This is a genomic window from Azospirillum sp. B4, from assembly GCF_000333275.1.
GTDB lineage: Bacteria > Pseudomonadota > Alphaproteobacteria > Azospirillales > Azospirillaceae > Nitrospirillum.
Window position 1 is genome coordinate 36,732 of sequence record NZ_BACU01000545.1, and the last position, 13,094, is coordinate 49,825.

Sequence of the window (13,094 nt, forward strand, 5' to 3'; positions counted from 1 at the left end):
CCCTAGGATCGGCCGTGACGTACCCGTTGAGAGTGCGCATCAGGGAAGAAACGGAGAAGCAGGCGATGCCTCAGACCTCAGTGCGCGATGATCGCGCCCCTCAAAGCCGGGCTGGGCGGCCCATCCTAGTGCTCGGCGGCGGCGTCGGCGGCATGTCCTTCGCCATCAGCGCCAGCCGCGCCGGTTGGCCCGTGCACGTGGTCGAGGCCGATCCCAACTGGCGCGTCTATGGCGCCGGCATCACCGTGACCGGACCCACCTACCGGGCGTTCCGAACCCTGGGCATCCTGGACGAGCTGAAGGCCCAGGGTTTCCACGTGACCGAGGGCGGGCGCCTGTGCGCGCCCGATGGCACGCCCGTGGCCGATTTGCAGGACCGGCCCATCCAGCCCGACCTGCCCGTGTCCGGCGGTATCATGCGCCCCGACCTGCATGCCATCCTGTCCGGCCTGACACGCGCCGCCGGCGTCAAGGTCAGCTTGGGCTTGACCGCCACCGAATGGATGGACGTGGGCGACAAGGTCGAGGCGCGCTTCAGCGATGGCAGCACCGGCACCTATGACTTCGTGGTGGCCGCCGATGGCGCCTTTTCCAAGGCGCGGACCTTCCTGTTCCCGGACGCGCCCAAGCCCACCTACACCGGGCAGTACTGCTGGCGCGTGGTGGCCAAGCGCCCGCCGGAGATCGACCGCTCCCACTTCTTCGTCGGCGCGCCGGTGACCTGCGGCCTGGTGCCGGTGACGCAGGACCGCATGTACATGTGGCTGCTGGAAAACAGGCCCACCATGCATTGGGTGGATGAGGCCACGGCCTACAAGCGCCTGGCCGAACTGTTGGCGCCCTTTGGCGGCCCGGTTGCGGCGGTGCGGGACGGCTTGGGTCCCGACAGCCTGGTCAACGTCCGCCCGCTGGAGGCGACGATGCTCCCCAAGGAATTCTGGGTGAAGGGCCGCAGCATCCTGATCGGCGACGCCGCCCACGCCACCACCCCGCACCTGGCGTCCGGCGCCGGCATCGCGGTGGAGGACGCCCTGGTCCTGGCGGAAGAGCTGGAGCGCCAGCCGAATGACATCCCGGCCGCCTTCCGGGCCTTCACCGACCGGCGCTTCGAACGCTGCCGCCTGGTGGTGGAAAGCAGCATCGCCATCGGCAAGGCGCAGCAGGACCATGTCTCGCCCGAGATCATGGGCGCCATGATGGCCAAGGCGCAGGCGGCGTTGCTGGCCGATATCTGATCCGCTTTTTCCCAAGGAAACGACAACCATGACCAGCGATTCCGGGACCAGTGATTCCGGCCTGCCCGCCGTCCGCCGCGTGGTGACGGGGCACAACGCCGACGCCCGCGCCATCTTCAAGTCGGACGACGCGTTCCCGACCCGGCGCATCCCCTCCGGCGATGCCGCCTTCACCCTGATCTGGACCACGCCCACGGTCCCGGCCGACAACAATGACGAGACCGACGGCCGCCTGCGCGAGGCCGGCTTGACCCTGAACCACGGGTCCGTCATCCGGGTGGTGGACATGCTGCCGGGCGGCACCTCGCCCATGCACCGCACCAACAGCATCGACTACGGCATCGTCCTGTCCGGCGAGGTGGAGCTGGAACTGGACGACGGGGTGAAGAAGACCGTGGGGGCCGGCGGCATCATCATCCAGCGCGGCACCATGCACCTGTGGCGCAACCCCAGCGCCACCACGGTCTGCCGCATCGTCTTCGTGCTGATCGAGGCGCCGCCCTACCTGCACGACGGCCAGCCCCTGGCCGAAGACAAGCCGGACCACAAGTAAGCGACCTTGGACGCAACCCCCCGCCTTCTAGGATGCGACTGCATCCGCCGGAAGTTTCCGGGGAACGCGGTGGACTGGAAACTGAGGATAGCCAAGCGGCCGGACGGCCGCGCCGGCGCTTGAGGAAAACGAACATGTACGAGCCGTTTCCTGGAAACTACGTCTGGAACCTGTCCACCAACCTGGCGCTGATGTGCGGCGGCAATATTGGCGAGATCGACGCCGCCTGCCGCCCCATCCGCGAGGCGGCGGCCAGGGGGGAGGACGCGGGCACCGCCCGCTTCTTCGACAGCTGGCTGGCCGTGGCCCAGCAGGTGGAACGGAACGCTGAAGCCGACGAGGCCGCTGGCCGCCTGCTGTCGGCGGCGGAGAAGTACGGCCGCGCCTCGACCTATTACCTGACGGCGGAGCGCATGCAAGCCCGCGACTACGCCCCGCGCAAGGCCGCCTACGCCCGGGGGCTGGACCTGTTCGCCAAGCGCGTCCGCCTGGGCCGCGAGAACTGCGAATTCGTCGAGATCCCCTATGAGGGCGCCAGCTTCACCGGCCTGTTCATCAAGGCGCCGCCCGGCCCCGACGGCCGCCCGGCCCCCTGCCTGGTCAGCTGCAACGGCCTGGACAGCATGAAGGAGCAGATCTACTACGCCGGCAACCCGGCGGCCTTCCTGAAGCGGGGTGTCTCCACCCTGCTGATCGACCAGCCTGGCACGGGGGAGGCCTTGCGCCTGCGGGGCCTGCACGGTGTGCACGACAGTGAACGCTGGGCGTCCGCCGCCCTGGATTATCTGTTGACGCGGAACGATGTGGACCCCGCCCGCATCGGCATGTTCGGCCTGTCGCTGGGCGGCTACTACGCGCCGCGCGCGGCGGCGATGGAGCCGCGCTTCGCCCTCTGCGCCGTCATGGGGGCCAACCACAACTGGGGCGAGATGCAAAAGCGCCGCCGCCAGCGGGAAGGGGAGAACCCGGTGCCCCACTACTGGGACCATGTGATGTGGGTCTTCGGCAAGCCGGACATCGACAGCTTCATGGCCTGGGCGCCGAATATGTGCCTGGACGGGGTGGTGGAGAGGATCCGCGTGCCCTTCCTGGTCACCCATGGCGAGGGCGACCGCCAAATCCCCCTGGAATACGCCCACCAGTCCTACGACCAGGCGGTGAACAGCCCCAACCGCCACCTGCATGTTTTCCGCGCCACGGATTACGAGGTGGAGCACTGCGGCGCCGACAACGGCACCATCTCCCGCGACTACATCGCCGATTGGGTGGCGGAGACTTTCGGCTGTCGGGTGGACTGATGGGATAAATCAGCGGCATGAGGCTCAGCCTCATGCCACGTATCACTTCCCCATGCGGGGATGGAACAGCTGGAACCGCTCCGTTATCAGCACGATGACCAGCGCGCCCAGGCCGCAGGCTAGGAAGCCGCCCACCAGCGGCAGGGTGGTGCCGTCGAAGTGCTGGCTGATGACGAAGCCGACGATGGCCCCCACCACGGTGCTGATGAAGCCCTGGACCGACGCCGCCGTGCCGGCGATGGCGCCCACCGGCTCCATGGCCATGGCGCCGAAGTTGCTGGCCGCCAGGCCGAAGCAGAACATGGTCAGCGCCTGCATGACGGTGAACAGCACCAGTCCCTCGCCATGCCGGGCGATCCCGGTGTGGACGGCGGCGAAGAAGATGAAGCCCAGCAGGGCGGTGTGCGACATGCGCCGCGTGCCCACCCGCACCACGATGCGGGAGTTCAGCAGGGCGGACACGGCCAGCGCCATGCCGGTCAGGGCGAAGACCAGGGGGAACAGCGCCGGCGCCTTGAACACGTCGTCGAAGATGGGGGGCAGGCTGTTGATGTAGGCGAACACCGCGCTCATCATCAGGGTCTGCGCTAGGGTGTAGCCGATGGCCTGCCGCGCCGTCACCGTCTGGCGGACGGCGGCCATGATGCTGCGCACGTTGATGGGCCGGCGGTATTCCGGGTGCAGCGTCTCCGGCAGGCGCCGCGCCAGCCACAGCGCCACCAGCAGGGCGTAGGCCGCCAGGCAGGCGAAGATGGCCTGCCACGGCGCCACCAGCATGATCAGCTGCCCCAGGCTGGGCGCCAGGATGGGCACCGCCAGCAGGATCATGAAGGCCAGGGACATGACCCGGGCCATCTGCCGCCCGGCATAGCAGTCGCGCACGACCGAGACGACGACGATGCGGGTTGAGGCGACGGCAACGCCCTGCGCCACCCGGGCCGCCAGCAGCAGGCTGAAGCTGGGCGCCAGCGCCGCCGCCAGGTTGCCCAGGGCGTAGAAGACGATGCCCCACAGCAGGATGGGCCGGCGGCCGTAGCGGTCGGAAATCGGGCCGTACAGGATTTGCGCCCCGCCGAAGCCCAGCAGGAAGGCGGTGACGATCCACTGCCAGCGCGCCTCCTCCACCACGCCCAGCGACCGGCCGATCTGGCCCAGGGCCGGCAGCATGGCATCGGTGCCCAGGGCGTTCATCGCCATCATGGCCGACACCATCAGGACGAATTCGGTGAAGCCGACCCCGCCATGCGGGTCGTTCTTGGGGACGTCCGGCGGAACGGCGTCGGGGGCCAACTGCATGGGATGCGCCTTCGGTGGGCGCCGGCCGTTCGGGCCGGTCTTATCGTTGATGTGGCGGGGAAGGGGGGCGGGATGGGGAAACGGTGAAGCGCCCCGGCCGGTTCCTTTATACCCAAGGGTATGGCGGGCCGCTTATCGATTTCCCTGATACTGCCATACCCTGTCCGCGTGTCGGTCAGGCTGGACAATCCGCCGGGCATGACCCGCGCCTGGCTGGCCATTGACGCCCCGCCACCGCCCGGTTAAAGCCCTGGGCATGACCGACGACACCCCCGCCTCCGCGCCCGCCTCTGGAACCACCCCTGGGCCCGCGCCCGCCCAGGTCGACACCCTGTTCGTCACCCGCGTCTACCGGGCGGAACTGGACGACATGCTGCCCCTGAACGGGGAGATGGCGGCCTGCTGCCTGACGGCGGCGGAGGATGACGGCGCGGGCCGGCGCTGGTCGGACAAGCACGGCTACACCGGGTACACCAGCTACGCCTCGCTGGACGACCTGATCTGGCGCTTCCCCATCCTGAAGAAGCTGAAGGCCCAGTTGGACCGCCACGCCAAGGCCTTCGCCAAGGTGCAGGACTGGGACCTGGGCGGGCGCAAGCTGGAACTGGACAGCCTGTGGATCAACGTGCTGGACCCGGGCGGCTTCCACGGGTCGCACATCCATCCCAACAGCGTCATCAGCGGCACCTATTATGTGCGCGTGCCGGCCGGCGCCTCGGTCCTGAAGTTCGAGGATCCGCGCCTGGCCTTCATGATGGGCGCGCCGCCGCGCAAGGCGAAGGCGGACCGCGCCCTACAGCCCACCATCGCCCTTCAGCCCCAGGCCGGCACCCTGCTGATGTGGGAAAGCTGGCTGCGGCATGAGGTGGCGCTGAACCGGGCGGATGAGGAACGCATCTCCCTCAGCTTCAATTACGCTTGGCGTTGAGGGCTGCATATATCCTTTCGGGTAGGTCTCCACCCGATTTGGGGTTGGGTGCGCGCCTACAGATTGCATCTATGCAAATAATAGTCGCCGCCTACTCCATCGGATATTGTCTGGGCGGCGCCCGCTTGCGTGCGGCTGGGAAATTCCTGGAAGTCCTGATGCTGAACAATGGCTTCCTGATGCTCAAATTACAGGCGCGGCGCAACAAAACGACTTCGTCGGATAACGATCATTCGCGTGCTGAAATAACGGACCCCATCCCATGATCATGTGATTGACAGGAATGGCTCCCTCCCCCAAAAACGGTGTGGGGTACTACCTTTTGGATAGGTGTGCCTGCCTGGGACGTTGGGTTTGGGTCCAGGTGCCGGCGGTTGGGAAAGCGCGGTGGGGGTGTTTGGCGGTGGGGCACTGGGGGCCCTTCCCGCACTAACGGCCATACCGTTTCCGTCCCGCGCCACACCTTGGGCCTGGCATGGTGGGGAAGCGGGGAATGACGATGACGCGTGTGAAGTCCACGAAGGCGCTGCTGGCCGGTTCTTCCCTGCTGGCGATGGGTGTCGCGCTGGCGGCCGCGCCCCGCCCCGCCCATGGGGCCGACGTCACCATCACGTCTTCCAGCAGCTTTTTAAGCAACGACTCCCCTGTCACCACCTATTCCATCGCATCCGGCGTGGTTGTCTCCGGCGGCTTCAACCAAAACCAAGCGGCGATCGCCCCCGGCCTCACCAACAATTCGACAATCTCCAACCTTATCAACAGCGGCACGTTGAGCAGTGGGACTGGCAGCACGGCGCTCAGCAATGACGGTTCCATCGGTACCTTGGTCAACAGCGGCAGGATCAGCGGTCAACGAACCGCCATCCTGACTTACGGTACAATCGGGACCCTCATCAATACCGGCCTGATTGAGGGCGGCAGTTATGCTATTCAAAACAGCAGCGGCGTCATCAATTCCATCAGTAATAGCGGCACCATCGCCGGCACCATCCTATACTCCAGCAGCAACACGCTGACGATTTCCGGTGGGTCGGGTGCCACGGTGGGCACGCTGACCGGTTCCAACCAGACTGTCCTGGGCACCATCAGCCTGACCGGGAGCGGCCTGGTGTTCTCGTCCGGCAACCTGCTGCTGAACGACAACATCACCGCCAGCGGCCGGACGGTGGCGAACACCGGCGCGTCGCTGACGCTGTCGACCATCGCCAGCATCACGGGGACCTACATCCAGGGGGCATCCGGCACCCTGGCGGTGACCCCAGGCACCAGCGGGCTGGTGGTCAGCGGCGCGGCCAGCATCGCGGGCGTGGTCGGCGCCGTGTCCACCGGCAACTACACGGTTGGCGGCAGCACCCTGGTGGTGGGCGGCGCACAGTCCAATTACACCGCCGCCGTCCTGGGCACGGTGGCCGGGCTGGCCGCCACCCTGGGGACAAGCGGCAACAACCTGCTGCTGACCATCAGCAACGACTATATCGGCGGGACGCTGGCGTCCTTGGGCAACACCGGCAGCATCGGCGGTGTGGTGTCCGCCGTGGCCATCGCCACCACCGGGTCGGTGGGAAGCCTCAGCAACAGCGGCACGCTGTCCGGGAACTCCAGGGGCATTTATCTGGACTCTGGCGCCAAGGTCGGCACCATCACCAACCAGGGCCGCATAGAGGCCGTCGGGGGGGGGTATATAGCTGGCGGCATCGCCAATAGCGGCGCCGTCGCCACCATCGTCAACACCGGCACGATCATCAGCGGCGCCAGCAGTGGCATCGGGAATAATGTGAGCGACGCCTCGATTGGGCAGATCACCAATAGCGGACTGATCAGCGGCAATACTGGGGGCATCTACAGCCAAGGTACGATCGGAACGATCACCAATAGCGGTCGGATCGTCGGCACGCAGGTGGGCATTTCCATCAATGGCGGGGGCGTCGGCAAGATCAACAACAGCGGCACGGTGACCGGTGCCAGCGCCCTGTTTGTCGCGTCCGGCGCCACGCTGGGCCCGGTCACGAACAGCGGCCTGATCGCCGGCAAGATCGTGAATGCGTCCGCCAACGCCCTGACCATCAGCGGTGGCGTCGGCGCCACCATCGGCACGCTGACGGGACAGACCGTCACCAACATGGGCAGCATCGTCAACACGCTGTCCAACCTGGTGTTCGCCGGCGGCAACCTGCTGTTGAACGACAGCGTCAACGTCACCGGCCACACGGTGGCCAACACCGGCGCGTCCTTGACGCTGTCCACCATCGTCAGCATCACGGGCGCCTACACCCAGGGTGCATCCGGCACCCTGTCGCTGGGCGCGGGCACCAGTGAGCTGGTGGTCAGCGACGCGGCGACCATCGCGGGCACGGTGCTGGCCGGGCTTTCGTCCACGGGCAACTACACCGTCGGCGGCGGTGGCACCCTGGTGGCCGGCGGCACCGGATCCAACTATACCGCCGTGCTTGGCGACACGGTGACGGGCCTTGCCGCCACCATCGGCGGCGATGGCGCCAACAACCTGCTGCTGACCATCAGCAACGACTATATCGGCGGGACGCTGGCGTCCTTGGGCAACACCGGCACCATCAGCGGTGTTGCGACCGGTGTTTACATCCCCGCCACCGGCACGGTCGGCACCCTGACCAACAGCGGAACGATCAGCGGCAGCGTGCGCGGTTTCGCCGAAATCACCCTCGGCGCGTCCGTGGGCACGCTCAGCAACGCCGGGACGCTTTCCGGCGGATCCATGGGCGTTTACATGGGGGACGGCAGCCGCGTTGACCGTATCGTCAACAGCGGCGTGATCCGTGGCGTAACGTCGGCCGGCATGGGCCTGTTCGGTTCCGTCGGCACCCTGGTCAACAGCGTCACCGGTACCATTGTCAGCACCAACAGCACCGCGGTGGGCGTCGGTGGCCAGGGGCTCAGCCAACTGACCAACAACGGGCTGATCAGCGGCGCTGTCGGCGGCCTCGTCGTGCTGACCACCTTGGGTCAGCTCAGCAATGCCGGCACCATCAGCGGCGGCACCGCGATCAATAACACCAGCACGATCGGCACGCTGGTCAACAGCGGCACGATCCACGGAGGCACGGTCGCCCTCATCAACGCCGGCAGCGTTGGCTCCATTCTCAACAGCGGCGTCATCAGTGCCGGTGCCACCGGCATCCGAAACACTTCCACCATCAACACGCTGGTCAATACCGGGCTGATACAAGCCGGTTTCGCTATCGCGTCCAATGGGGGGACCATCAACCTGCTGTCCATCGGGGCGACGGGCACTGTGACTGGCGCCTCCAGCGGCGTCTACAGCACCGGCAGGGTCGGAACGCTCATCAACGCGGGCTTGATTCAGGGCGGCAATGGCGCCGTGAATGTCGACACCATCGGCACGCTGATCAACAGCGGCACGATGACCGGCCACAGCGCCGCTGTCCTGAGATTCACCAGCATGGACACGCTGATCAATTCCGGCACGATCAGCGGTCCCTCTGGCGCCCTCGACTTCCGCACCATCGGCTCGCTGCTCAACAGCGGCCTGATCGCGGGCGACATCACCGATACGGGCAGCACGCCCCTGACCATCAGTGGCGGCACGGGCGGGACGGTCGGCACGCTGACGGGGTACAACGGTAACCAGGGCGTCATCTGGAGCAACGCCAACCTGGTGTTCGCGGGTGGCAAGCTGTTGCTGAACGACAGCATCACCGTCACCGGCCACACGGTGGCCAACACCGGCGCGTCGCTGACGCTGTCCACCATCGTCAGCATCACCGGCGCCTACACCCAGGGCGCCTCGGGAACCTTGAGCCTGGGGCAGAGCGGCGAACTGGTGGCCAGCGGCGCCGCCACCGTCGCGGGCACGGTCCTGACCGGCCTGTCCACGACCGCCAACTACACCGTGGGCAACCGGACCCTGGTGGCCAGCGGGTCGGGGGCCAACTACGGCTCCGTCGTCCTGGGCGATACCGTGGCCACCGGTTTGGTGGCCGGCGTCACGGGTGCCGGCGACAACCTGCTGCTGACCATCGGCAACGACTACATCGGCGGCACCCTGGCCAGCCTGGGCAACACCGGGGCGATCAGCGCCGCCACCCCGATTTACGTGGCCAGCACCGGCAGCCTGGGCACGCTGGTCAACAGCGCCGCCCTTTCGGGCGATATCGGCCTCGTCATCGTCGGCGCGGCCGGCACGGTGATCAATCAGGCCTCGGGGAACATATTTGGCGGCCACACCGGCGCCAGCGTGACCGGCACCTTGGGTGTCCTGGACAACCAGGGCGTGATCAGCGCCCTCAGCTACCGCGGTCTCGCCATCACCGGCTCCGTGGGCAGCCTCAGCAACAGCGGCACCATCTCCTCCGACGCCACCGGCATCGAAATCAACAGTGGAACGGTCGGCGTCCTCGACAACAGCAACACCATCTACGGCCACGGCCGGGGCCTTCAGATCAACGGCGCCAGCAGTGTCGGCACGGTGATCAATCAGGCCGCCGGCACCATCGCGGCCTCCATCGGTGAAAGCGACGCCGGCCTGATCGTTGGCGATACCGCCGCCGTGGCGACCATCAGCAACAGCGGCCTGGTTGCTGGCAACATTGGCATCCTTATCAATTCCAATGCCGTCATCACCCTGTTGGACAACACGGTCGGCGGCACCATCCAGGGCGGCACGTCCGCCGCCGTGCGGGTCGACGGTGGTGGCGCCACCATCCATACCCTGACCAACAGCGGCCTGATCACCGGTCCCCAGGGCATTCGGACCAGCGGCATCATTGACACGCTGACCAATACGGGCACCATCAACGGGGTCAATGCCGCCATTTATAACAGCGGCGAGCTGGGCACCCTCAGCAACAGCGGCCTGGTGCAGGGCACCATTTACAATGGGTCCACGACCTCCCTGACCATAACCGGCGGCGCGTCCGGCACCATCGGCACCCTGACCGGCCTGTCCGGCAAGGGCTTCATCGACAATACCCAGTCCAACCTGGTGTTCGCGTCGGGCGATCTGCTGCTGAACGACGACATCGACGTCACTGGCCAAACCGTGCTGAACACCGGCGCGTCGCTGACGCTGTCCACCATCGTCAGCATCACCGGCAACTACAGCCAGAGCGCCGGCACCCTGGCGCTGAGCGCGGGCGCCAGCGGGCTGGTGGTCAGCGGGACGGCCAGCCTGTCGGGTGGCACGGTGGCGGTCGACGCCAACAACCTGTCGACGAACGCGACGTATCTGGCTGGATCCGCCGTGGGCGATGCCCTGGTGGCCGGCGGCACCGGTTCCAGCTATGCCGGCATCACGACCACCATCGACGGCAACGTGGTCAACGGCATTCAGATGGGGGTTGGCACCCTGGGCACCAACCTGGTGCTGATCGCCGTCAACGACTATATCGGCGACACCCAGGCCTCCATCGGCAACACCGCCAATATCAGCGCCTACACCGCGATCGGCGTGGCAGGCACCGGCACGGTCGGCACGCTGACCAACGCCGGCACGCTCAGCGGCACGGTCTACGGCATCTACGTCGCCCACAGCGGCAGCGTCGGTTCCCTGGACAACAGCGGCACCGTGAGCGGGGGGACCAGCGCGGCCGGCCTCTACAATGCCGGCCGTATCGGCACATTGACCAATGCCGGCCTTATCCACGGCGTCGCCACGGGCCTTTATAACCAGGGCTCCATCGGCACGGTGGTCAACAGCCTGGGCGGAACCCTCAGTGGTGGCGCCGACGCCGGCTTTAAGAACCAGAACGGCGGCACCATCGGCACGCTGGTCAATAGCGGTACGATCCACGGGGACACGTACGCCCTCATCAACGCCGGCAGCGTTGGCTCCATTCTCAACAGCGGCGTCATCAGTGCCGGCGCCACCGGCATCCGAAACACTTCCACCATCGACACGCTGGTCAATACCGGGCTGATACAAGCCGGTTTCGCTATTTCGTCCAGTGGGGGCTCCATCAACCTGCTGTCCATCGGGGCGACGGGCACGGTGATTGGCGCCTCCAGCGGCGTCTACGGTGCGGTCCGGGTCGGAACGCTCATCAACGCGGGCTTGATTCAGGGCGGCAATGGCGCCGTGAATGTCGACACCATCGGCACGCTGATCAACAGCGGCACGATGAACGGCCACAGTGCCGCTGTCCTGAGCTTCAGCAGCATGGACACGCTGATCAATTCCGGCACGATCAGCGGCGCCTCCGGCGGTGCCGTTTTCATCTATCACAGCATCGGCACGCTGGTTAACAGCGGCGTGATCGCCGGCGCCATCACCGATACGGGCAGCACGCCCCTGACCATCAGCGGCGGCACGGGCGGGACGGTCGGCACGCTGACGGGTTACACCGGTAACCAGGGCGTCATCTGGAGCAACGCCAACCTGGTGTTCGCGGGTGGCAACCTGTTGCTGAACGACAGCGTCACCGGCCACACGGTGCTGAACACCGGCGCGTCGCTGACGTTGACAAACGTGGTCACGGTGACCGCGGACACAGTCGCGCAGTCGGCTGGCACCCTGGTCCTGGCCGGTGGGGAACTGCTGGTGTCCGGCGCCGCCACCATCGCGGGCAGCGTGGTGGCCAGCCTGTCCAGCACCGGCAACTATCTGGTGGGGACCTCCACCACCCTGGTCAGCGCAGGGGCGAGCAGTGATTATTCCGGTGCCAGCCTTGGTGTCGTCACCGTGGCGGGCGTCGCCGGTGCCGGTGCCGGTGTCAGCGGCAACAACCTGCTGCTGACGGTTACCAACGACTACGTCGGCGGCACCCTGGCCAGCCTGGACAACACCGGCAGCATCGGCGGCGTCCAAACCGCGCTTTTCATCGCGACGAACGGCAGCGTCGGCACGGTCAGCAACAGCGGCACCCTTCTTGGGAACACCTACGCGGTCAGAAATCAGGGCACCATCGGCACGCTGACCAACAGCGGCACCCTTCGTGGGTTCACCGCCGCGGTCAGAAATCAGGGCACCATCGGCACGCTGACCAATAGCGGCAGCGGCCTGATCGCTGGCATGACGGGCCTGGTCAACATGGCCGGCGCCAGTGTCGGCACGCTGGTCAACAGCGGCTCCATCTCCGCCTATATCGGCGTTTACAACCTTGGCACCATCGGCGCGCTGCTGAACAACAGCATCATGTTCGGCTCGACCGCCGGCGCCGTTTTCAACAGGGGGCTGATCGGTAGCCTGAGCAACAGTGGCTCCCTCTTGGGGGCCAACACCGGCTTTATCAACCGGGGCACCATCGGCACGCTGACCAATAGCGGCAGCGGCCTGATCGCTGGCATGACGGGCCTGGTCAACACGGTCGGCGCCAGTGTCGGCACGCTGGTCAACAGCGGCACCGTGGTCGGCACCCTTTATGGCGGTATCGTCAACAGTGGCGCCATCGGCACCATCGCCAATAGCGGAACCATAAAGGGGGGGGCGAGCGGCGTCGGGCTCTTGAATGCCGGCACCATCGGCGCCGTCGTCAACAGCGGGCTGATCAACGGCCATAGCGGTGCCCTGGACCTGGGCCTCGGTTCCATCGGCGCGCTGATCAACAGCGGCACCATCGCCGGCAACATATCTGGCCGCGGCGCCGGGGCGCTGAGCATCGGCGGCGGCAGTGGCGCCACCATCGGCACCCTGACAGGCGTCAACCTGACCAACCAGGGCGCCATCAGCCTGGCGTCCGACCTGGTCTTCACCGACGGCAACCTGCTGCTGAACGACAATGTCACCGTCACCGGCCACACGGTGCTGAACAGCGGCGCATCGCTGACGCTGTCCACCATCGTCAGCATCACCG

At 66.7% G+C, this 13,094-nt stretch carries 6 protein-coding genes; 5 read left to right on the forward strand and 1 reads right to left on the reverse strand.

What is annotated here, in order from left to right; genetic code table 11:
- The first annotated feature begins 65 nt into the window (after positions 1-65).
- From I55_RS24765 to I55_RS24775, 3 genes are all read left to right on the forward strand, one after another.
- Positions 66-1,235, forward strand: a complete 1,170-nt coding sequence (locus tag I55_RS24765; RefSeq protein WP_044563383.1) for an FAD-dependent monooxygenase — start codon at positions 66-68, stop codon at positions 1,233-1,235.
- A 28-nt stretch (positions 1,236-1,263) separates the two neighbouring features.
- Positions 1,264-1,788: a cupin domain-containing protein gene (locus tag I55_RS24770; protein ID WP_044563384.1), complete on the forward strand. Its 525-nt coding sequence runs from the start codon at positions 1,264-1,266 to the stop codon at positions 1,786-1,788.
- A gap of 134 nt (positions 1,789-1,922) precedes the next feature.
- Positions 1,923-3,086, forward strand: coding sequence for a S9 family peptidase (locus I55_RS24775; protein WP_044563385.1), 1,164 nt, complete (start codon positions 1,923-1,925; stop codon positions 3,084-3,086).
- Between the two features lie 42 nt (positions 3,087-3,128).
- Here I55_RS24775 and I55_RS24780 read toward each other — a convergent pair whose 3' ends face one another.
- Positions 3,129-4,382 (reverse strand): multidrug effflux MFS transporter, encoded by a 1,254-nt coding sequence (locus tag I55_RS24780; RefSeq protein ID WP_044563386.1) that lies wholly within the window; start codon positions 4,380-4,382, stop codon positions 3,129-3,131.
- Between the two features lie 256 nt (positions 4,383-4,638).
- Here I55_RS24780 and I55_RS24785 point away from each other — a divergent pair, with 256 nt between their 5' ends.
- Entirely contained in the window at positions 4,639-5,310 is a 672-nt protein-coding gene (locus tag I55_RS24785) for a TIGR02466 family protein (RefSeq protein ID WP_044563387.1), read from the forward strand.
- A gap of 493 nt (positions 5,311-5,803) precedes the next feature.
- A partial coding sequence (locus tag I55_RS24790; RefSeq protein ID WP_044563388.1) for an S-layer family protein occupies positions 5,804-13,094 on the forward strand: 7,291 nt, incomplete at its 3' end.